The following is a 20311-nucleotide window of genomic DNA, read 5'->3' on the forward strand; positions in this document are numbered from 1 at the left end:
GAAATGTCTAGCGAATCGGTGCGCCACTCTTGCGAGGGGATGGACGCTTGGACGGCCGACGACAGTATTCCGATCGGATACAATCCGAAATTCGGGGAATTCTATGTTGAGGTACCGGACAGCGACAGTTATGTCGCCCTGAACTATTGCCCCTGGTGCGGAGCTGAGCTTCCTCCCTCGCTTCGCGATCAGTGGTTCGACCGAATCTTCGACCTGGGGTTGGACGGGCCAGAGGATCCAGGCGTCCCTGATGAGATGAAATCAGATGCGTGGTGGACCAAAGGCGAGTAGGAACGCACACTCCATGCGGCTCAGCGCCTCGCGCAGTGAGCGAGCCACGAGCTTTCGCGCCATGATGCTCGGCTGAGACGTGTAGGTCGGCTGCGATTTCAGTCGACGGCCAGTGCTTAGACGATGTCGAGGCGGGCGGCGCGGACAGCGGGCGGGATGGAGCCGAGGAGGCTCAGGAGGGTGGCTGCGGCACCGATCACCCGGGCACCTGGGTCCGGTAGGTCGGCTCGTCCGAACCGAGCTTGCCGTCACGCAGCGTGATCACCCGGTCGGTCGACGCGGCCGCATCGGTGTCGTGCGTGACCATGACGACTGCGCGGGTCTCGTCGTGCGCAATGGTGTTGAGCAGCGCCAAGATCGAGTCACCGGTCTTGGAGTCCAGGTTGCCGGTTGGCTCGTCGGCCAGTACCAGCGGCGGATCCATGATCAACGCCCGCGCTACCGCGACGCGCTGCATCTGACCACCCGACAACTCGGAGGGGCGGTGCTCGGCCCGGTCGGCGAGTCCGACGAGTTCGAGCAACCGCATCGCATCCGGTTTCGCCTTGCCATCCGGATGCCGTCGAGCAGCTTCGGTACGGCGACATTTTCCCACGCGGACATGGTGGGTAGCAGATTGAAGAATTGGAATACGAACCCGACCCGGTGCCGCCGAAACTCCGACTGCGCTTCGTCGCCGAGATCGGCGATTTCTTTGCCTTGGAACAGAATCGAGCCGGAATCCGGGGTATCGAGCGCGCCGAGCAGATGTAGCAGCGTGCTCTTTCCCGCACCGGACGGCCCTACTATGGGGACGAACTGGCCACTGTCCAGGGTCATGCTGATTCCGTCGAGTGCGCGTACCGACTGTCCGCCCACCCGGTGTTGCTTCGTTACCTCGGTCAACTCCAGCATTGGTCACTCCGGGCCGATAAGCGCTCGCCCGGCCGCCTGAGCGGCGACCGGCAACCCGCGTGAAAGGTTTTCCAAGCCACGTCATTCGGGTTACGGCGTTGATGTCTCAGCTGAGCAGATCATCCGTGCGCATCGCGAACCGCAACTCGGATCGACTGCCCACGTGCAACTTTCGGAATACTCGGGTGAGGTGCTGCTCGACGGTGCTCGTCGTGATGCCGAGCTGATCGGCGATGTCCCGGTTGCGTTCGCCGTCCGCAGCAAGGGTGGCCACCCGCAGCTCGGCCGGGCTAAGCGCGGACCGGATCTCCGCCGACGATCGAACAGAGACGGGCGGCTCCTCGGTTGCGGCACTGCCGGACAACGGTTTCACGCCACACCGGCGGGCCAAGCGGTCGGCGTTGCGGTGCAGGGCGCGCGCACGATCCGACTGGCCCATGCGCTGGTAGGTATCGGCCAGATCCTGTAGTAACAGGGCGATTTCGAGCTGATCGTCGTGTACCCGGGCGATCGCTTCCGACTCGCGCAGCAGGACGAGTCTGTCCTGTTGCGGGCCGGCCGCCGCCAGCAGACGCAACGAAACACCGCCGGTCCGGTGGGCGTCGGCTCGCCCCAAATGGCTGATGTGCAACCGCGCGTAGGTACGGGCGTTGTCCTGGTCACCCATCGCCGAGTACGCCTGCGCCATATCGTTTCGCCACGGCACCACGACGGGCAGGTCGAGCTGCCAGCGCTGCATGAGTTCGCCGCAGGTGCGGAAGTCCTCGATGGCGTCATCGAACCGGTGCGTCGCCAGATGGAGATGGCCGCGGGCATGGAGGTAGCGCAGCCCGAACCTGGACGCGAACATCGGCGGCGGCACGGCGCGATCGAGCTGCGTTTGTGCTTCGCGATACCGCCCGGCTGCGGTCAACGTGCGGATCAACGTGGCAACGGGACTTCCGACCCAGGTGCCGAGATTCTTTGCGGCCACCTGATTCAACGCGCGCTGGGCGTAGTGCTCGGCCGCTGTCAGGTCGCCGCGGCGCAGCGACACCTCGGCGCGCAATCCCGCGAACACCGACTGCCAGGTGGGCGCGGAGCGCGCATTCGCCTCGGCCAGCAAGACATCACACCAGGTCTGTGCGAGGTCGAGCCGTTCGGCGTGCACCAGTCCGTCGATTGCGGTAGCGAGCGGTTCGACGGTCGCGGGGTTCAACCGATGCCCGGTCAGCAGCTCCTGAGCGGCAATCGCGATGTGGCCGATGGGTTCTCGGGCGGTGATCGCGGACAGCACCGTCGCGGCCTGCCGGTCGGCCGAGGCGGCGGCACCGGTGTCCCTGGCGGGTTCGATCTCGCGCCGCCCGCTGGTCGCCAAGTCCGGATGGGTGTAGGCCAGCCAGGCATGAAAGAAGGCCACCTCGTCGGTGGACGCCGAGCGTTCGAGTGCTTCGAGCGCGACCTGCGCGTCGTCGACCTGCCCGTGCCACAGTGCGTAGCGGACCAGGAAGCGCAGCATGCGCTCATCGAGCAGTCCGGCTCGGGCGGCAGCGGTGGTCCGCAGATAGGCCCGGGTGGTCGGGGAGGGCTTGACCTGCCATTCGATCGACAACATGCGAGCGGAGATGTCCGCGCGATCGGCGGCGTGCAGGCTGATGCGATAGGCGAGTGTCAAGCATTGGACCGCACGATAGATCTGGTTCTGCAACATCGCGTCATCGGCGGCGGCGAGCAGCACCGCCGACGCCCATGGGTAGCGCGCATAGCCGGCGTCGAGCAGAAGTCCGGCTACCGTGCGCGGGGATTCGCCGTCGAGGTGCAGCAGTCCGGCAGCCCGATGGGACAGTCTCTTGCGGGCGTCGACCGCGGTGTGCCGGAGCACGCGCTCGCGGAATTCGGACGGATGGAACCGGGTTGTCGTGGCGTCGATCAGGCCTGCGGCGGACAGGCGACCGAGGACGGGCCGGATGGCGGATTCCTCGGCCTCGAGCAGTGCGGCGACGCGTCCGGGAGTGGCGGACTCGTCGAGCACGGCAATCGCCTGCGCGATCCGCCACCCCGCGGCATCGCCGATCGGTAAGCGGGCGTTGCCATTCGGGCCGCGGCGTTCTGGGCGGTGCAGCGCGACCCCGGGCGGCAGCGCGGAGCCCGGCGGGCAACTCGGATGTTGTGTGGAATGCATTCGACTCACTTGTGCCTCCAGCGTGTCGCGCCGATCGCCCTGCTGAAATAGATGAGGGCCGCTCCGCACGGCAACGTGGGAACGTGGTCGACCTCGATCGGCTAGCATTCCCCCGCCCAATCTTGCGTCACACAGTGCATCGCGCGCTGGACATGCGCGTCAAGGTTTTCAGACCACTCTGCATCCGAATGAGCAATAAGCTGTCATATCTCCGGCAAAACGAACGGGCGGTGACATTCCGCCTGGTGGGCGGCGCATATCGCGGACGCGGGCTCGTGGTGTATCAGCGGTGGCCGCGCACAGGCGGAGCAGAATCGAGCGTCCGAGGTGTTGCGCGACCGTTGGTCCGCGTGCCGCCGCGAAGCGCGAACGACGGTCGCCCGGTAGGCGCTCACGCCGACAGCCCGGTCAGTCCGAGTCGCCGCCGGGACTGTGAAAATGCTGAGAAGACAACCTGATTCGCCGCTCACGGCCAAGACATTTCGGCCGCGCCCAGGCCCGCGCGCGGCCGAAATGCCTTGGGCCGCTGGACGATACCGACATCGATCCCGTGGTCTACGCGGCCGCACCGGCAGCCGCCGCCCACCCGATCAGTGTCGGTTAGCTCACATACCGGGCTATTTCGTAGGGTTTCCGGCCGATCCATGACATGGTAGTCCAGTGAGATCAAGCTTATCGACCTGATTCGTTTGGCTCATCTACAGAAAAGATGAAGTAACACAATGGCTCAAGGCAGTGTGAAGTGGTTCAACAGCGAAAAGGGCTTCGGCTTTATCGCACAAGACGGTGGCGGCGCTGACGTGTTCGTCCATTACTCCGCCGTGTCCGGCTCGGGATTCAAGTCCCTTGAAGAAGGACAGCGCGTGGAGTTCGAGGTCGGACAGGGACAGAAGGGGCCGCAGGCCCAGGACGTCCGCGCCATCTGATCGGCGCAGCTTGAAAGAGCCCCGCACCCCTTGGGTGCGGGGCTTTTGCGTTGTCGGCGCGCGTTTCCTGGAGCGGTCCCGCGATTCTCGTCCGCGCCGGCCGACGCGGCGGTATCGTCGGCGGACCTGAGGCAAAGCCTCTGGTCGGAACCGCTTTCCCGCCGAGGAGGTCGCAATGCGGCGACGCATCTCACTCCGTCTGCTGTGGCGCCATGTGCTGCGTGGCCTGGTCCTTTGCGGCGCGTGCGCCGGTGGATCGGCCCGCTGCTACACCGAATGGACGCGTGCGAACCCTGTGCACCAGCCGTCGGCGGAGTGCTGGGACTGGTCCATTCCCCATCAGTGGTACGACGCGGCGCATCGCCACTGACCGCTCAGCCGGTGACGCTCGGCTGCCCGCTCTCGATGTGCCCGCGGAAGTGGCGCTGGTAGGCCGGATCGATGTCCACGGTCAGCGAGAGGTCGTACCAGCCGTTGCCGTATTTGAGCGCGTTCCAGGTGTCGGTGGTGGTTTTTCCGGGTGCGATCTTGAAGGTCCACGGTCCGTCGTTGCGGTAGCTGTTCGCCTTGACCGTGACCACGGCCGGTGCCGTGCCCTTGTTCGTCATCGACAGTTGCAGTTTGTCGTCGGTGGAATAGGCGGCGGTCACCTCCAGCGGCGACGTCGAGGTGCCGTTCATCCGCCAGAGAAAACGATTCGGTCCGTGGATCGCGATGCCGTACTTCTTGTCGGGGTAGCTCTGGACGCTCCAGGTATCGGTGACCGTGGCCCCCGATTTCACGTCATAGCGCCACGGGCCGTCGGTGCGACCATCGGCCCGATACGCCGCCAATTGGATGTCGGCCGATCCGGTGTTGCGGAAGGTCGTGGTCAGTGCGCCACTGGCGGTGAGTGTTCCGTACGCGACGGCGGCATAAGGTAGCGGCCGGGCAGGTCTCGTGCCCGATTCCTGCTCCGGCGGTCGCTGGCTGCCCGGCGCGGGCGGCGCGGGCTTCGGCAGTTTGCTCTGGGTCGCATCGGCTTGCGCCCGAAGGGCATTGGCGTCGGGCAGCATCGGCACGGTGGTGTCGGTCTTGCCGAAATCGAAGCAGCCGGTGAGATCGCCGCAGATGGAGCGGCGCCACGCGGAGATGTTGGGTTCATCGACGCCGGTCCACTTCTCCAGGAAGCGGATCACCGAAGTGTGGTCGTACACTTGCGAATTCACCCAGCCGCCGCGGCTCCACGGGGAGATCACCAGCATCGGCACACGAGGCCCGAGGCCGATGGGCCGACCGTTGACGTATTCGCCCGGGGTGCCCGGCGGTGCCATCGGCGGGGGGACGTGGTCGAAGAAGCCGTCGTTCTCATCGAAGTTGATGAGCAGGGCGGTCGAGTTCCACAGTTTCTGGTTGGCCCACAACGCTTTCAGTACCGCCTGGGTGTAAGCGGCACCGTCGGCGGGGCGGGCGGCCGGGTGTTCGGAATAACCGTAGGGGGCGACGACCCAGGAGACCTGGGGGAGGCGTCCGCCGGAACAGTCGGCGATGAAGTCCGCCAGGACGTGGTCGACCTGCTTGCCCTGCCCCGAATCGGGCTTCCAGTTCTGTTCGCCGAATACCTTTGCGCGCGTAGCGAGTTCGGTGTTCTTCGGATCGTGGTAGGCATTGAACAGCCACAGCGGGTTGTCGCCGTAGTCGCCGACGAAGGGGTGGCCGCCGGAGTCGTCACCCACCTCGTCGTTGGCGTAGACCTGCCAGCTGATTCCCTTGTCCGACAGGCGTTCCGGATACGTGGTCCAGCGATAGACCGGCTTGTAGTTGGCCGGGTTGCTGATCGCGGGCCCGCCGTACTGTCCTGCCGGATCGATGGTTCCGGTCCACTGATAGAGCCGGTTGGGTGTGGTCGGCCCGAGGACGGAACAGAAGTAGTGGTCGCAGACGGTGAACGCGTCGGCCAGGGCGCGGTGGAACGGGATGTCGGCCTCGGTGAAATAGCCCATGGCCATCTCGCCCTTCGCCGCGGTCCAGCCGTCGCTCCAGCCGCCGCGGACCGCGCGATGCTGATCGTCCCAGCCGTGCGGCAGGTCGCCGAGATCCTGGCCGTCGACCACCGCGGTGTCCACGTGGAAAGGCAGCAGGTAGCCGCCGTCGGAGCGGCCCGGATCCGGCTGGAAGTAGACATTGCGGCCGTCCGCCTTGACCACGGCGGTCGCGTCGCCCAGCCCGCGCACCCCGCGCATCGTGCCGAAATAGTGGTCGAACGAACGGTTCTCCTGCATCAGGATCACCACATGCTCGACGTCGTTCAGCGAGCCTTTGCTGCTCGGCGCCGCGAACGACTCGGCCATGCCGGACGGCAAGCCCTGCAGTCCGCCGCTCAACGCTGCCGCTCCGAGCGCCCCGCCGATGAATCGCCGCCTTGGAAAACCTGGACCTACCTCGGGCACAGCATCCCTCTCGATCCGACATGTGTCGACGTGCAGAGTAAAGAATGTTCGATTGCTATAACCACCTGCGATATTTTCGGCCGGAAGCAAATGGGCAGTAAACATGCCGTAGCGGGGAACCGAAGGAGCGAGGGCCAAGCGGTGCGGGCCGAATTGTTCTCGATGCCCGACCGGATGCGTTGCTCATCGCGAAACCCGGGCGAAGCGTGCCGCCGCGCGGGTGAGCGTGACCGCGAGCGCGGTGGCGGTCAGCGCCACCACCAGCGTAGCGACGAGATAGGCGACGGCGACGATGACCGTGTGCAGGCCGAGCAGTCCGTGAATGTCGTTGGTGTAGGTGGAGAAGGTGGTGAATCCACCGAGCACGCCGACGCCGAGAAATGGGCGGGCCAGCGGGTGCGCCGGACGGATTTCGGTGACCACCACCATCAGCACGCCCAGCAGGAAGCTGCCCACGACATTGATGGTGAACACCGCCCACGGGAACCCACCGGGCGGCGTGGGCCAGGCCAGGGTCAGGCCGTACCGGGCCAAACTTCCGAGCGCGCCGCCGATGGCGATCACGGCGAGTATCGCGCCGTGCTTTTCCCCGGCCTCGCGCTGCTGGCCGAAGTCGCGCATTTCGATATCGGATTCGACCGAAAGGGTCGGCGGCGGTTCGATGCGCACAGCGGTCTCCTACTCCAAAGCCGCCCGAAAGCGGAGTGATGGGGTAGGGACTGTTGGCCGGCGATGCCGCGGTTGTTCCGGATCGAGTGTCCGGAGCGGCGAGCCCCACCGCCGCACCATTCATTCTATGGGATCCCCGCTATCGCACAGCATCGGGTGTGTCCGAGCCGACACCGACTCAGGCCGGATCCGGCACATGGATCGAGGCGAGTTTGGCAGGGTCGATGACGATGTGGATGGCGGTGATCCGGGCTTCGACGACCGTGAAGGCGATGACGGACAGCGGGGTTCCGTCGGGCCGCCAGGACATCTGGCCGGGTACGCCGTTGACCAGCACCCGTCGGTACCGGGCGACCTCGCCGGAGAACATGCGGGCGCCGGCGGCGACCTCGGTGGCGCCGAGTCTGACGACCACGCCATCGGCGGTGTCGACGGTCAGCCGCACATTCGGGTCCAGGACGCGCAGCAGCGCTTCGAAGTCGCCGCCTAGGGCGGCGGCCCGGAAGGCTTGGAGGACCTCCTGGTGTTCGCGGCCGGGGCCCGCCGGCCGGCCCGTGGACTGGACCTTACGGCGGGCCCGGCTGGCGATCATCTTGCTGGCGTCGGCGGATTTGCCCAGAATATGGCCGATTTCGTGGAACGGCACCGCGAACATGTCGTGCAGGACGAACGCGAGGCGCTCGCTCGGGGTGAGCGAATCGAGCACCACGAGCAGGGCGAGGCCGACCGAATCGGCCAGCGCCACTTGCTCGTCCGGCGCCGGGCGGTCGTCGGGCGTCACCACGAAGTCCGAAAACTCCTGTTCATAATGGGTTTCGGGGTGGGCCTGGCGGGAGCGCAAGAGGTCAAGACTGATTCGGCCGACCACCGTGGTCAGCCAGCCCGCCAGGTTGCCGATGGTCGCCGCGTCCTGGCGGACGAGGCGCATCCAGGCTTCCTGCACCACGTCCTCGGCGTCGGCGTGCGATCCCAGCACGCGGTACGCGACGGCGCGCAGCCGATCGCGCTGGGCTTCGAACGCTTCGGCCATCGGGCCGGAGGGGTGGGCGGTCACGGCTTCGGCGGTTGACGGAGCGAGATCCGGTTGCCGTCCGGGTCCGTCGCCTCGACGCGGATCCCGAACGGGTAGTCCTCGGGTTCGGGCTGGGTGAAGGTGACGCCGCGCTCGCGCAGGATCTCGAAATCCTTTCGCAGATCATCGGATTCGAGGACCACAGTGCCGGGCGCGGCGGGCTGACCCTCGTTGCCCGGCTGCCCCGAACTCGCCGCATGCCGCCACAGAATGATCTGCACCGCGCTATCGGGAACCCCGACGGTGAGGAAACGTCCCTCGGGCCCCGGGAAGTCGATCCGCTTCTCCAGGCCGAGCCCCGTGGTGTAGAACTCCAGTGCGCGGTCTTGATCGGTGACGTTGATCGTCACGTACATAATGTTGGTCAGCATCTTGTTCTCCGGTTTCGTCGGTGCGCCGGCCGCGCGTATGCGGTCGACACACCTATGACGAGTGGCGGCGGGAGAAGGTAACAGGACCGGGCCGGACGATGAATTTCGCGGCGCCGGGTCGTCTCTATCGCTGAGGTCTGTACCCCTTCGGAAGGAAGCGCCATGAACTGGACCCTCGAGGTCGTCATCGTCCCGGTATCGGACATCGATCGGGCGAAGGACTTCTACAGCGAGCGGCTGGGATTCGCCGTCGACCACGACACGAAGGTCGGCGACGGTATGCGCATCGTGCAGCTGACACCACCGGGCTCCGGCTGCTCCATCGTCATCGGCGAAGGGGCCGTCCCGAAGATGGAACCGGGCTCGGTCAAGGGTCTTCAGCTGGTTGTGCCCGACATCGAGCAGGCGCACCGAGAACTCGTGGCGCGCGGTGTCGCGGTCACTGATATCCAGGTGCTCGGCGAAAACCCTTCGCCCACACCGGATCCACTCGACAATGTCGGCTTCGTCTTCTTCGAGGACCCGGACGGCAACAGCTGGGGCGTGCAGCAGATCTCCTCGCGCGGTTAGGGGCAGCAGTTCGGATCGAGCACCAGGCATAACGCGGAGAGGGCGTCCCGGCGCGCGCGGTGGTAGGTATTCATGCCGCGGCGCTCGGAGACGATCAGTCCGGCCTTGCGCAGCTGGGTGAGATGGTGGCTGATGGTGGACTCGGCCAGCCCGGCGGTGCCGGCGAGGTCGCCGGTGTTCTCCTCGCCGTGCGGGGAGGTGAGCAGCAGTGACATGAGCTTCACGCGAACCGGGTCGGCGATGGCTTTCAGTCGGAGCGCGACCTCCAGGGCTGCGGCGTCGTCGACCGGTCCGGCGGCGACGGGGGCGCAGCACACCGGGGCGGACATGTCGATCATGGGCAACGCCTTGGGCATGCCGACAACTCTACCGAGCTTATTGACATATGTCGAAAAGGTGGTGCAGACTCGGCCGTACCACTTCTTCGATATATGTCTCACAACCTGGAGGTTGCTGCCATGTCCCGTATCCAGCTCGCACTCAACGTCGACGACCTCGACCAGGCAATCGCCTTCTACTCCACCCTGTTCAATACCGCGCCGGCCAAGCGTAAGCCGGGGTATGCGAACTTTGCTGTCGCCGAGCCGCCGCTGAAGCTGGTGCTCATCGAGAACCCGGGTTCGGGCGGCAGTCTCAACCATCTCGGGGTAGAGGTCGAATCCTCCGAGCACGTGCACGGCGAGATCGCGAGACTGTCGCAGGCCGGGTTGTTCACCGAGGAGCAGATCGCCACGACGTGTTGTTTCGCCACCCAGGACAAGGTGTGGGTCACCGCCCCGGATGCCGAGCGGTGGGAGGTGTACACGGTGCTGTCCGATAGCGAAACCTTCGGCGCCGCACCCGAACTCGCGACCACGGACGCCGCGGCGACGGCGGTGTGCTGCGGCACGGCCGAGGAGGCCGCTGCCGAGGGGGCGTGCTGCGGTACCGATGCCAAGGGCAAGGCCGTCGCGTCAGGCGCGGGCTGCTGCGGCTGACCGGCATCTAGCTCACGCTGGAGTGGGGGAGTTCACCGGACGTTCGCTTGCGTTCCTGATTCGATATCCATCAATATCGATGTATGTCGAATCAGGGACCCGCGCTGCCGTTGGCCGCGCCCGGATGCGCGGCCACGCCGCTCGCTCGTCAGCCATTGACCGCTGCGGCCGCCGTCGAGCTGGCCGCGCAGTTCAAGGCGCTGGCCGATCCGGTGCGGTTGCGGGTGTTGTCCGCGGTCGCGGCGCGGGCCGGCGGTGAGGCCTGCGTGTGTGAGGTCTCCGAAGGTATCGACGTGACCCAGCCGACGATCTCCCATCACCTGAAGGTGCTGCGCGAGGCGGGACTGCTGACCAGCGAGCGCCGCGCGTCGTGGGTGTACTACCGGGCGGTTCCCGAAGCGCTGCAACGGCTTTCGGATGTGCTGGCGACCGAGGCCGGTCTGGTGGTGTCCGCGTGAGCGCCGTGCCCGACCATCCGCCCGTCGTCGGCAAGCTGTCCACGCTGGACCGGTTCCTGCCGGTCTGGATCGGTGCGGCGATGGTGGCCGGACTGCTGCTGGGCCGGCTGATCCCAGGGCTCGGTGACGCGCTGTCCGCAGTCGAGATCGACGGGATCTCGCTGCCGATCGCCCTCGGGTTGCTGGTGATGATGTATCCGGTGTTGGCCAAGGTGCGCTACGACCGCCTCGACAGTGTCACCGGCGACCGGCGCATGCTGGCGGGATCGCTGATCCTGAACTGGGTCGTCGGGCCCGCGCTGATGTTCGCCCTGGCCTGGCTGCTGCTGCCGGATCTGCCGGAGTATCGCACCGGGCTGATCATCGTCGGGCTGGCGCGCTGCATCGCGATGGTGATCATCTGGAACGACCTGGCCTGCGGTGACCGCGAAGCCGCCGCCGTGCTGGTCGCGGTGAACTCCCTGTTCCAGGTGGTGATGTTCGCGGTGCTCGGCTGGTTCTACCTGTCGGTGCTGCCGGGCTGGCTCGGTCTCGAGCAAACCCAGATCGACACTTCGCCGTGGCAGATCGCCGAATCGGTGCTGATCTTCCTGGGCATTCCGCTGCTGGCCGGCTACCTGACCCGACGCTTCGGCGAGAAGGCCAAGGGGCGCGCCTGGTACGAATCGAGCCTGCTGCCAACGATCGGGCCGTGGGCGCTCTACGGGCTGCTGTTCACCATCGTGATCCTGTTCGCCCTGCAGGGTAAGCAGATCACCTCCCAGCCCCTCGACGTCGTACGCATCGCTGTCCCGCTGCTGGCGTACTTCGCGCTCATGTGGGGCGGCGGCTACGCCCTCGGCGCGCTGATGGGCCTGGGTTACGCACGCACTACCACGCTCGCATTCACCGCGGCGGGCAACAACTTCGAACTGGCCATCGCCGTCGCCATCGCCACCTACGGCGCCTCCTCGGGGCAAGCACTGGCCGGGGTTGTCGGCCCGCTCATCGAGGTGCCCGTCCTCGTCGGACTGGTCTATGTCTCCCTCGCGCTGCGAAAGCGCTTCCGCCCCACCGTAACCCCTGACCTGCATACCGAGACCGAACGGGTGACTCGATCATGACCGTGCCCAGCGTGCTGTTCGTGTGCGTACACAACGCCGGGCGTTCCCAGATGGCGCAAGGCTTTCTGTCCCACCTCGCCGGCGGCGCGATCGAGGTCCGGTCCGCCGGGTCCGCTCCCGGCGACACCCTCAATCCCGCCGTGGTCGAGGCCATGCGCGAGGTCGGCATCGATATCACGGGCCAAGCACCGAAAATCCTTGACCCGGACACCGTCGAAGCGTCCACCGTGGTCATCACCATGGGCTGCGGCGACGCTTGCCCGTATTTTCCCGGCGTCGACTACCGCGACTGGAAACTCGATGACCCGGCGGGCAAAGGCATCGACGCCGTCCGGCCCATCCGTGACGAAATCCGTTGGCGGGTGGAGAAACTCATCGAGGAGCTCGCACCTGCTCGGTGATGGCCGACACCCGCTGCGGAACCGGTCTTCGCGCTGCCCAGCTGGTGCTTCAGTGATCGTGTTGTGGCACTTCGGCATCCGAGTGTCGATCCGGCGAGCGCAAGGGTGCGCCGACGTGGTGCATGTGTCGCAGCGCCTCGCGGTACGAGGCGATCAGCCCCGTTTCGTGGTAGGGCACGCCGATTTCATTGCAGTAGTCGAGGACGATCAACCGGGCGTGCCGCAGGTTCGGGGTCGGCATGCTCGGGAACAGATGGTGCTCGATCTGATAGTTGAGCCCGCCGAGGGCGAAGTCGGTCAGCGCGCCACCGCGCACGTTGCGGGAGGTCAGCACCTGGCGGCGGAGGTAGTCGGGGCGGTCGTCGCCGGTCAGGGTCGGCATGCCCTTGTGGTTCGGGGCGAAGATACAGCCCATGTACAGGCCGAAAAGTCCTTGGTGCACAGCGAAGAAGGCCAACGCTTTGTCGGCGGGCAGTACCGCGAACAGTGCGGCCAGGTAGACGGCGAAGTGGCCGAACAGCAGCGCGCCCTCCCAGCCGCGGTGTTTGACCGAGCGATCTTTGAGCGCACGCACACCGGCCACATGCAGGTTCAAGCCCTCCAGCAGCAGGAGCGGAAAGAACAAGTACGCCTGCGCCCTGCCGATGAGACGCGGCAGACCGCGGCTGGACGTCGCCTGCTTCTGTGACCAGACCAGGATGTCCGGCGCGACATCGGGGTCGAGCTCCTCGTGGTTCGGGTTGGCGTGATGGCGCGTGTGCTTGTCCTGCCACCAGCCGTAACCCAGACCGATGCCCGCGTTGCCGACGAGTCGTCCCACCAGCTCCGTCGGCTTCCGTAGCCGAAAGACCTGGCGGTGCGCGACATCATGCATGACCAGCGCGATCTGCGCGAACGCCACCGCCATGAACGCCGCCACCAGCAGCGTCCACCACGAATCGCCGATCTGGACGAACGCCACCCAGCCGGCTACGAACGCGACTCCGACAAGACTGAGCCGAACGGCGTAGTAGACGGGCCGCCGATCCATCAGCCCCGCTTCGGAGATCCGACGCAACAGACGGGCGTAATCACCGCGGTGTGCTGACCGGGACGATGACTCGGGGGCCAAGGCAGGTGTCGTCATAGAACTTCCTGAGAGGTGATTCGGCGACGCCACCCCTTTTTCGCCCGACCCTGCTGGCCGATCGATGGCAGAGCGCCGCTTTCGATACCCCGAAACTATCCGCTCGCGCCTCGTTACTTGTAATCCCCTGGTATGACATGAGATCGGACTGTGGGGTGAGATCGGGCGCGCACCGCAGGCCGAGACGGTTCAGCGCTTGTCGGCCGACACTGTCCTAATAGGTTGCGCCGAGCCGCATTTGGATCTGCTCTTCGACGACCTCGTAGCCCAACCGCTGGTAGATGGCGTTGCTCGTGGGATTCAACTTGTCGGTGAACAGGAGAATCTCGTGGTTTCCGGCGTTCAACGCGGCTTGCGACACGTGGTGTGTCACCGCCGCCGCGTAGCCGTGGCCGCGATGCTCCGGTGGGGTGGCCACCAGGCCGACCCGCACGATCCCGGCGACGCTGCGCGAAAGGGAAGCAACCGACACCGGCTGTCCGTCGACCTCCCACAACCAGATGCCGTGGTAGGACAGTCGCTCACCGACCTCGTCGAACGGCGCAGAGGTGTCCTTGTCCGCGAACACTTTGGTGAAATCCTCCAGCACCGCCCGGTCGGACTCGTGCGCAAGCCGGGCTTGCCCGGCCGTCGGGCGTGGTGCCACCAGCTCCCGCAACCGGTAGAGAAGTTGCTGTTCAACGACCTCGGACCGGCGTCCGGTGGCCTCGGCGAAGGCATGTACGACACCGACCGGGCCGACGACAAAGTCGGCCTCCCGGCCGGCATCCTGCAATGCCGCGACCAACTCGGCCGCATCGTCGGGGGCAAGGCCGAACAGGCCCAGTGGGGACGGCCGGGTATGCACGATCGCTCCGCCAATCCGACTCCCGCGCGACAACCAGCCGAACAGCGGCGCGTTCGGATGCCCCGGCACATTGCCGGCGGCAACGGTCGCGCTCACGGTCAACGCGGCATTGTGTTCGGCGGGCCGGGACCGCAGAAACTCGCCGGCCGCCCCCAGATATTGCTCGACATCGTCGGTGAAGTTCCAGCCCATGCCACCTATGCTGTCGAACCGCGGCGCTAGACGCATCCCTATTGTTTGCGAGCTTCCCACGGCAGCAACGATTCCTGGGCTTGACCTGAATATAGGTTGAGCTTCTAGTGTCTGTTTCGTGAGTGAACATGAGAACGCAGAAGCAGTGTCGGTCGCCGTTCTGGGGTTGGGTGAGATGGGGTCGGCGTTGGCTGCTGCCCTGATGGCGGCCGGTCATGCGGTCACCGTGTGGAACCGGTCGGAAAGCAAGGCTCAACCACTGGTAGTGAAGGGCGCGCGATGGGCGGCGACACCCGAGGCGGCCGTCGCCGCGGCTGAGGTAGTGATCGTCAATGTTAAAGGTGGCGCGGTGGCGGCGGAGCTGCTGCGGGCGGCAGGGGCGGCATCGGCGGGACGAGCCGTGGTCGACCTGACCGACGGTACGTCCGAAGAGTCCAGGGCCACTGGACAATTGGTGACCGAGTTCGGCGCGGAGTACCTGCACGGCCAGATCATGACCATCGCTCCGGCCGTCGGCTCACCGGATGCGGTGGTGTTCTACGGTGGTCCGCGTCCGGTGTTCGACCGATACGAGACGTTGCTCCAGGTCCTAGGCGGTCGCGCCACCCATGTCTCCGCCGACCCCGGTGTTGCCGTGCTGTACGGGATGGCAGTCCACGACATCATGTGGGGTCTGCTGAACGGATTCCTGCACGCCGCAGCGCTTCTCGGCAACGCAGGTCTGCGGATCGGCGACTTCGGTCAGTTGGCGGAGCCATCCTTGTCGGCGCTGCCATCCCTGTTCCCGATGCTCGCCAACGAGATCGATCGTGCGGAGTTCGCCACGCCTTACGGCGCACTCCAGCATCACCTGCCCTCGATCGACGACTTGATCGCCGAAAGCCGTACGCGCGGAATCGATATCGACCTGCCTACCTACACCAGAAACCTCGTCGCCGAGGCGCTCGAGGCGGGTCACGGGCACGATAGCTACGCTCGGCTGGTGGAACGCTTCAGCCGCCGATAGTTGAGCGGGCGGTCCCGACCGTGGGATGGGGCGCTGGTCCCGCCCCATCATGGGTGGTTGCTGTTCCGGCGTCGCGGCGCTGGTTGCCGGGTGACGGCTCGAGCCGTGACATCAGTGCCAGTAGTCGCCATCCGGGAGGCGCAGCCAGACGTCGGGCGGTCCCTCGAACGCGCGGGAGTCGGTCGGCCGCACACCGGCGTACGCGCAGCAGTACGCGATGGGGTTGCGCTGATACAGGTACGAGGCGAGGATCTCCTCGGCTGAGTCGTGCTCGTCCGGGCCGCCTGCGGGGGTGCAGGTCCCAGCCGATGATCTCCCCGTCGCGGGCGATACTGCCTTGGTTACCGCTCTTGGGGTTCGCATACATCGCGTAGCACTTGGTGCCCGGCGACAGGCGGGTCGAGACGCCGGGCATCGAGGCACCGTAAGCCCAGGGTTGGACGAGCACGCAGCCGCCGGGGACGTCGGTCGCCCACAGCGTCAACTCGGTGTGGTTCGCCAGGGGATAGGTCCACATGTCGTCCTCGGTCACCGAGTCCGCCGATACGACCTCGGCGTTCAAGCGACGGACCGCCTCGGCCGCGTCGATGTCCGCGATGCAGGCGAGGCTCAATCCGTCGAGCCAGAGTTCGCCGAGTGCCGTGGTCAGACGGCGGCCTTCGTCGACCGCAGCTTGTTCCGAGGCGGACAATGCGTCGGCGATCAGTGGATCCGGGCCGGCGAGGCTCAATCTTCCCGGGGACCAGCCCGCCATCATCGGTCGCGCCGGATCGGCGCCTGCCGCCACCAAAGCGCGGGCATTATCGGGCCGGTTGCCGAAAACCGCCCGCCACAAAGCAGTTCGGCCGGCAAGCATGGCGTCGACGTCGCTGACGCGGGCCGCCAACTCCGTCACTACTTCCACAGAACCGTACTCGGCGGCCACGTCCAGCGGTCTGCCGTGGAATCGCAGTCGAAAGTCGGGGTCGGCGCCCGCTTCCAGCCGGGCTCGTATCAGCTCCGGGTCGGTCCAAGACCGCAAACCGACGTCGCCCCAACCGCCTTGATCATCAACCATGGCGGACAGTCTGCCGCAGTCGACGGCCGCGCAGGCAGCCACCGCCGGATGGCACGCACCGTGCTGTTCCCCACTTGGTAACCGGGGATGCGTGATCGGCGGTCGGCAATATTGTTGTGGTATCAGTGATATTGGGGGACAGGCTATTTGAGAGCTCAGACCCCGACGGCTCAGGTTCGGATGAAACGAGGGACTCGGCATGCGCAAGTAATCCGGCCGCACCGAACCCATCGCATACCGCTTCTTCGTCAAGACCGAAGGTGGCGTCCACCGTGTCGACGTCTCGCTGTTCGCAGACGGGCAGGAACACCCGGTCAGTAGCCTCTACTGCACCCGCGAAGGCTGCGAGCACCTCCCTGATTGATCCAGTGCCGCTTCCTGCGCTGTCCAGTGCGACCACGGTTTCGCTTGTCGGATGGAGACACCAGCCCTGGGCTACTTTCCGGGACCGAGTCGAGCTTTGACGAGTTCGATGATGAGATCGAGCGTGTAGTCGAACTCGCGATCGCGGTCGTATCGCGCCAGATATGGTGCGGCGGAAGCGACCTGGGGGAGTCCGGAGGTTTCGAGGGTGTGCTGGCGCTGGGCGATTTCGTCGGGGTCGCTGGTGCCGAAGAGGGGTCCGGCGGACACCTCGCGTAGCAACGTGCCGATCAAGGTGGCCAGTAGCGTGCGTAGCAGGTGGACGGCTTCCTCGGGAGTGCTTCCGGCGCTGCGTAATACCGTGAGCAGTGCTTCGATCGGTGCCAGTCCGGCCATCGACGAGAGTTGGCGGGTCAGGACGAGGGTTGCGGCCTCGGGGTGGGCGAGGGTGACGCGGCGGAATTCGTGAGCCAGTGTGCGCAGGTCCGTTTCGATCGAGCCGGTCGGCGCGGGGATCCGGAGTTGTTCCAGTACGTGCTCGGCGACGGCGTCGAGCAGATCGTCTTTGCCTGCGACATGGTGGTAGAGGCTTTTGGCGTCTACGCCGAGAACGCGACTGACCGAGCGCATGGCCAACGCGCCGATGCCCTCGTTGTCGATCACCTCGAGCGCCGCGTCTCGGATCGCGGCGCGCGACAACTGTGCCTGCGCTTTCGGCGGCCGCCCTCGGCGCGGCGGATCTGTGCGGGCCGGGGCCACACTGTTCACCACCTCTTGATTATTTCCACGCTGTGGGTTTAACCTACCTGATATTCCCACGGCGTGGGAATAGGGCGTTGGGGCGGGTAACGCGGCCGCTCCACGCATCACTGATCGCTCAGGAGCTCGTCATGACCGACCGTTTCGCCATTCCGTCTCGTGAGGTGCTGCGCGCCCGCGAAAAGCTCGTCCTCGATCACTTCCACGACGAGGTGCGCCAGCAGTGGGACGACGTGCTGGCCACCTTCCCGCACCCGCACTACGAGATCATTCCCACGCTCACCGTGCACGACGGCGACGCCGCGGTGCGCGGCTACTACCACGACACCCGCGTCGCCTTCCCAGATCAGGACCACGAGATCATCGCACTACGGCACAGTGCCGACGCCGTAATAGTCGAATTCTGGTTGCTCGGAACACATTTAGGTCCGCTAGGCGGTATACCGCCCACCGGCGCCAAGCATCGCACCAGGATGACGGCGTACTTCGTCTTCGACGAGAACGAGAACCTGATCGTCGAGCGCATCTACTTCGACGCGCTGTCGATGCTCAAACAACTCATCGGCGGAGTAAACCTGCGCGACCCTCGCAAGTGGCCGCTGGTCGTGCGCGCACTGCGTGGGTTGCTCGCGATGTCGAGCAATCCGAACCCGTTGCTGGTCAACACATCACGTGCCGACTTGTCGGACTGATCGCGATGAAAGTACATCACCTCAACTGCGGCACCATGCGACCTGTCGCCACTCCCGACGGACTCGTCTGCCACGTCCTGCTCGTCGAAACCGAACACGGTCTCGTCCTGGTGGATTCGGGCCTCGGCGTGCACGACGCCCAAGCACCGGGCCGGCGCTTCGGCCCCGGCCGCTTCTTCGTCCGGCCGATATTCGACCCGAATGAGGCCGCCATCAACCAGATCCAACGCATGGGGTTCGACCCGCACGACGTTCGCCACATCGTGCTCACCCACTTCGACGCCGACCACGTCGGCGGGCTGGCCGACTTCCCTTGGGCCCAAGTGCATCTGACCCGAGCCGAGGCACTCGCATCCCAGCACCCCGCGACACTGATCGAAAAACAACGCTATCTCGCCGCACACCGCACCCACGGACCCCGGCTCTTCGCACACGACCCCGCAGCAAGCGAATCGTGGCGCGGATTCGCCGCCGCCAAGGAACTCACCGACATCGCCGACGGCATCGTCCTGATCAGCCTCCCCGGCCACAGCCGCGGCCACGCCGCGATCGCCGTCGACGCCGGCGATCGCTGGATCCTGCACGCCGGAGACGCCTTCTACCACCGCGGCCAACTCGACGGCACCAACTCCGCACCCAAACTCATGACCACGATGGAACGAATGATGGCATTCGATTGGCCCAAAGTCCGGTCCAATCACCAACGCCTGAGCCAACTCTGGACCGCCGCCGAACCGGACCTGATCCTCGTCAACGCCCACGACCCACACCTGTTCGACCAGGCTCGTCAGACCAACCCCATCCGGTAGCCGAGACCGCGAAACCGAATGAACCGGCCGCACCATCGGCGGCGTCCGGTGGGGCAGCGCTCACGGAATGGCCCGCACGCAGCTGTCTCGTATCGAGAGCGGGTCTGATTGGCTGAATCACGCATCAGCGGTTGATGTTCCAGTCGCGGAGTCCGCGAACCTGCAGTGCAGTCGGGAAAATGGCGATTGCGCCGCAAGATATCCTCTGACCATACTCGAACCGCTGACGGCGGCATGATCGTGAGGAGTATCCGTGGCGCTCATCTCGGCTGCTGTGTGTCCATACCCGCCAGGGTTGATAACCGAGGTCGCCGGCGAGGCCGCCGCGCAGAGCGACACATTGCGGGCCGTCTGCGCGGAATCCGTTCGCCGACTGGGTCTTCCGCAGCTGGGCATAAACAACGGATGGGCCGCCTCGGACGGGTTCGGTGCGCGTCGTCCTGATGAGACCACCCCTGAACTGCTGGTACTCGTCGGCGGTGACGATACGACCAGGCTGTTCCAGACGGCCGGTGCGTATGCGAGCCTGCGGGCGCAAGGCATCGACTGGTCGACCGGTTGGGGGCAGGACAACGAGGATGCGGTGCCATTGCCGTTGTCACTGTCCGTCGGCTATTGGCTGCTCGACTACGGTCGTCCCCCCGGAATGCATAGGGCGTCGGTCGCGTTCCAGGCCGTCGCGCTCGATGCGACACCGCAGCAGTGCGCGGCGCTGGGGCGGGAGCTCGCCGGGCGGGCCGACCGGGTCGCCATGCTCGTGATGGGGGAAGGGTCGGCGGTCCGGGGTGTGACGGTGCGGCCGCACCCGAACGAACAGGCCGGGCGTTATGACGCGGAGGTGGCGGCAGCGCTCGGCGCGGCTGATGCCGAGAGGTTGGGTCGGCTCGATCTGGTGGAGTCGAATCGGCTGAACGCGACCGGTCGAGCGGCTTGGCAGGTTCTGGCCGGCGCGGCTGATGGACGGCGATTCCAGGCAGAACTGCTGGCTGGTCCGGCGCCCGGCGGGGTGGGGTATTTCGTGGCCAGTTGGACCCAAGGTGTCACCGCGGGCGGTGGGTAGCACGCACCCGGGTAGCTGGTAGAGGGTTGGCAGTCCCGATGGTTCTTGCCTGGTTCGACCAGGCCTTATGCCGTGTCA

21 protein-coding genes and 1 pseudogene are annotated in these 20311 nt (G+C 66.0%); 11 read left to right on the forward strand and 11 right to left on the reverse strand.

All coding sequences use genetic code 11. From position 1 onward, the window contains the following. The first annotated feature begins 3 nt into the window (after nucleotides 1-3). Complete coding sequence (locus tag NN4_RS13805; RefSeq protein WP_147130461.1) at nucleotides 4-291, forward strand: DUF6980 family protein; 288 nt, start codon at nucleotides 4-6, stop codon at nucleotides 289-291. Nucleotides 292-487: 196 nt separating this feature from the next. On the opposite strand, the pseudogene NN4_RS13810 reads toward NN4_RS13805, so the two are convergent. Further along, nucleotides 488-1185: pseudogene (locus NN4_RS13810) on the reverse strand (ABC transporter ATP-binding protein). A 106-nt stretch (nucleotides 1186-1291) separates the two neighbouring features. Then, nucleotides 1292-3346: a helix-turn-helix transcriptional regulator gene (locus NN4_RS13815; protein WP_147130463.1), complete on the reverse strand. Its 2055-nt coding sequence runs from the start codon at nucleotides 3344-3346 to the stop codon at nucleotides 1292-1294. 722 nt (nucleotides 3347-4068) lie between these two features. Here NN4_RS13815 and NN4_RS13820 point away from each other — a divergent pair. Continuing rightward, nucleotides 4069-4272 (forward strand): cold-shock protein, encoded by a 204-nt coding sequence (locus tag NN4_RS13820; RefSeq protein ID WP_107655522.1) that lies wholly within the window; start codon nucleotides 4069-4071, stop codon nucleotides 4270-4272. Between the two features lie 374 nt (nucleotides 4273-4646). Here NN4_RS13820 and NN4_RS13825 read toward each other — a convergent pair whose 3' ends face one another. The 4 genes from NN4_RS13825 to NN4_RS13840 all read right to left on the reverse strand — a co-directional run bounded on the left by NN4_RS13825 (nucleotide 4647) and on the right by NN4_RS13840 (nucleotide 8813). Next, a complete protein-coding gene (locus NN4_RS13825) occupies nucleotides 4647-6701 on the reverse strand; it encodes a phosphocholine-specific phospholipase C (RefSeq protein ID WP_308633316.1) in 2055 nt (684 codons plus the stop codon). A gap of 183 nt (nucleotides 6702-6884) precedes the next feature. Continuing rightward, nucleotides 6885-7370 (reverse strand): fluoride efflux transporter CrcB, encoded by a 486-nt coding sequence (gene crcB / locus NN4_RS13830; protein ID WP_246180864.1) that lies wholly within the window; start codon nucleotides 7368-7370, stop codon nucleotides 6885-6887. A gap of 178 nt (nucleotides 7371-7548) precedes the next feature. Continuing rightward, a complete protein-coding gene (locus tag NN4_RS13835; protein WP_246180865.1) occupies nucleotides 7549-8424 on the reverse strand; it encodes a sigma-70 family RNA polymerase sigma factor in 876 nt (291 codons plus the stop codon). Then, nucleotides 8421-8813, reverse strand: a complete 393-nt coding sequence (locus tag NN4_RS13840; RefSeq protein WP_147130466.1) for a VOC family protein — start codon at nucleotides 8811-8813, stop codon at nucleotides 8421-8423. The genes NN4_RS13835 and NN4_RS13840 overlap by 4 nt, the downstream gene beginning before the upstream one ends. 162 nt (nucleotides 8814-8975) lie before the next feature. Between NN4_RS13840 and NN4_RS13845 the strand changes: the two genes are divergently transcribed. Then, nucleotides 8976-9383 carry a VOC family protein gene (locus tag NN4_RS13845; RefSeq protein WP_147130468.1) on the forward strand — a complete coding sequence of 136 codons (408 nt, stop codon included), beginning with the start codon at nucleotides 8976-8978 and terminating at the stop codon, nucleotides 9381-9383. Here the strand turns inward: NN4_RS13845 and NN4_RS13850 are convergent. Next, a complete protein-coding gene (locus tag NN4_RS13850) occupies nucleotides 9380-9739 on the reverse strand; it encodes an Rv2640c family ArsR-like transcriptional regulator (protein WP_147130470.1) in 360 nt (119 codons plus the stop codon). The two genes, NN4_RS13845 and NN4_RS13850, sit on opposite strands and share 4 nt — an antisense overlap. Nucleotides 9740-9841: 102 nt before the next feature. On the opposite strand from NN4_RS13850, the gene NN4_RS13855 reads away from it, so the two are divergent. The 4 genes from NN4_RS13855 (at nucleotide 9842) to NN4_RS13870 (ending at nucleotide 12322) form a co-directional block, all read left to right on the forward strand. Then, nucleotides 9842-10360, forward strand: coding sequence for an ArsI/CadI family heavy metal resistance metalloenzyme (locus tag NN4_RS13855; protein WP_147130473.1), 519 nt, complete (start codon nucleotides 9842-9844; stop codon nucleotides 10358-10360). An 83-nt stretch (nucleotides 10361-10443) separates the two neighbouring features. Then, complete coding sequence (locus tag NN4_RS13860; RefSeq protein ID WP_135236286.1) at nucleotides 10444-10818, forward strand: ArsR/SmtB family transcription factor; 375 nt, start codon at nucleotides 10444-10446, stop codon at nucleotides 10816-10818. Continuing rightward, nucleotides 10815-11921, forward strand: a complete 1107-nt coding sequence (gene arsB / locus NN4_RS13865; protein WP_147130475.1) for an ACR3 family arsenite efflux transporter — start codon at nucleotides 10815-10817, stop codon at nucleotides 11919-11921. The genes NN4_RS13860 and arsB overlap by 4 nt, the downstream gene beginning before the upstream one ends. Beyond that, nucleotides 11918-12322 carry an arsenate reductase ArsC gene (locus NN4_RS13870; RefSeq protein ID WP_147130477.1) on the forward strand — a complete coding sequence of 135 codons (405 nt, stop codon included), beginning with the start codon at nucleotides 11918-11920 and terminating at the stop codon, nucleotides 12320-12322. The genes arsB and NN4_RS13870 overlap by 4 nt, the downstream gene beginning before the upstream one ends. Before the next feature lie 49 nt (nucleotides 12323-12371). Here NN4_RS13870 and NN4_RS13875 read toward each other — a convergent pair whose 3' ends face one another. Next, entirely contained in the window at nucleotides 12372-13448 is a 1077-nt protein-coding gene (locus tag NN4_RS13875; protein ID WP_147130479.1) for a fatty acid desaturase family protein, read from the reverse strand. A 214-nt stretch (nucleotides 13449-13662) separates the two neighbouring features. Continuing rightward, nucleotides 13663-14487 carry a GNAT family N-acetyltransferase gene (locus NN4_RS13880; protein WP_186818410.1) on the reverse strand — a complete coding sequence of 275 codons (825 nt, stop codon included), beginning with the start codon at nucleotides 14485-14487 and terminating at the stop codon, nucleotides 13663-13665. Nucleotides 14488-14605: 118 nt separating this feature from the next. Between NN4_RS13880 and NN4_RS13885 the strand changes: the two genes are divergently transcribed. After that, entirely contained in the window at nucleotides 14606-15493 is an 888-nt protein-coding gene (locus tag NN4_RS13885) for an imine reductase family protein (protein ID WP_147130483.1), read from the forward strand. Here NN4_RS13885 and NN4_RS13890 read toward each other — a convergent pair. Further along, nucleotides 15480-16550, reverse strand: coding sequence for an ankyrin repeat domain-containing protein (locus tag NN4_RS13890; protein WP_222595051.1), 1071 nt, complete (start codon nucleotides 16548-16550; stop codon nucleotides 15480-15482). The two genes, NN4_RS13885 and NN4_RS13890, sit on opposite strands and share 14 nt — an antisense overlap. Nucleotides 16551-16985: 435 nt before the next feature. Then, entirely contained in the window at nucleotides 16986-17684 is a 699-nt protein-coding gene (locus NN4_RS13895; protein WP_246180866.1) for a TetR/AcrR family transcriptional regulator C-terminal domain-containing protein, read from the reverse strand. Nucleotides 17685-17803: 119 nt separating this feature from the next. Here NN4_RS13895 and NN4_RS13900 point away from each other — a divergent pair, with 119 nt between their 5' ends. The 3 genes from NN4_RS13900 (at nucleotide 17804) to NN4_RS13910 (ending at nucleotide 20233) form a co-directional block, all read left to right on the forward strand. Continuing rightward, nucleotides 17804-18364 carry an ester cyclase gene (locus NN4_RS13900; protein WP_147130487.1) on the forward strand — a complete coding sequence of 187 codons (561 nt, stop codon included), beginning with the start codon at nucleotides 17804-17806 and terminating at the stop codon, nucleotides 18362-18364. A 5-nt stretch (nucleotides 18365-18369) separates the two neighbouring features. Beyond that, nucleotides 18370-19173, forward strand: a complete 804-nt coding sequence (locus NN4_RS13905; protein ID WP_147130490.1) for an MBL fold metallo-hydrolase — start codon at nucleotides 18370-18372, stop codon at nucleotides 19171-19173. Nucleotides 19174-19426: 253 nt separating this feature from the next. Beyond that, nucleotides 19427-20233 (forward strand): class III extradiol ring-cleavage dioxygenase family protein, encoded by an 807-nt coding sequence (locus tag NN4_RS13910; protein WP_246180867.1) that lies wholly within the window; start codon nucleotides 19427-19429, stop codon nucleotides 20231-20233. Nucleotides 20234-20311: the final 78 nt, after the last annotated feature.

It is taken from the genome of Nocardia ninae NBRC 108245 (assembly GCF_007990755.1).
Taxonomy (GTDB): domain Bacteria; phylum Actinomycetota; class Actinomycetes; order Mycobacteriales; family Mycobacteriaceae; genus Nocardia; species Nocardia ninae.

Bases quoted from the DNA above. Each gene is read 5' to 3' on its own strand.
- NN4_RS13815 (WP_147130463.1), bottom strand. From the start codon at position 3,346: ATGCATTCCACACAACATCCGAGTTGCCCGCCGGGCTCCGCGCTGCCG.
- NN4_RS13875 (WP_147130479.1), bottom strand. From the start codon at position 13,448: ATGACGACACCTGCCTTGGCCCCCGAGTCATCGTCCCGGTCAGCACAC.
- NN4_RS13900 (WP_147130487.1), top strand. From the start codon at position 17,804: ATGACCGACCGTTTCGCCATTCCGTCTCGTGAGGTGCTGCGCGCCCGC.
- NN4_RS13820 (WP_107655522.1), top strand. From the start codon at position 4,069: ATGGCTCAAGGCAGTGTGAAGTGGTTCAACAGCGAAAAGGGCTTCGGC.
- NN4_RS13845 (WP_147130468.1), top strand. From the start codon at position 8,976: ATGAACTGGACCCTCGAGGTCGTCATCGTCCCGGTATCGGACATCGAT.
- NN4_RS13860 (WP_135236286.1), top strand. From the start codon at position 10,444: ATGTCGAATCAGGGACCCGCGCTGCCGTTGGCCGCGCCCGGATGCGCG.
- NN4_RS13880 (WP_186818410.1), bottom strand. From the start codon at position 14,487: ATGGGCTGGAACTTCACCGACGATGTCGAGCAATATCTGGGGGCGGCC.
- NN4_RS13905 (WP_147130490.1), top strand. From the start codon at position 18,370: ATGAAAGTACATCACCTCAACTGCGGCACCATGCGACCTGTCGCCACT.
- NN4_RS13890 (WP_222595051.1), bottom strand. From the start codon at position 16,550: ATGGTTGATGATCAAGGCGGTTGGGGCGACGTCGGTTTGCGGTCTTGG.
- NN4_RS13855 (WP_147130473.1), top strand. From the start codon at position 9,842: ATGTCCCGTATCCAGCTCGCACTCAACGTCGACGACCTCGACCAGGCA.
- NN4_RS13850 (WP_147130470.1), bottom strand. From the start codon at position 9,739: ATGCCCAAGGCGTTGCCCATGATCGACATGTCCGCCCCGGTGTGCTGC.
- NN4_RS13870 (WP_147130477.1), top strand. From the start codon at position 11,918: ATGACCGTGCCCAGCGTGCTGTTCGTGTGCGTACACAACGCCGGGCGT.
- NN4_RS13805 (WP_147130461.1), top strand. From the start codon at position 4: ATGTCTAGCGAATCGGTGCGCCACTCTTGCGAGGGGATGGACGCTTGG.
- NN4_RS13840 (WP_147130466.1), bottom strand. From the start codon at position 8,813: ATGCTGACCAACATTATGTACGTGACGATCAACGTCACCGATCAAGAC.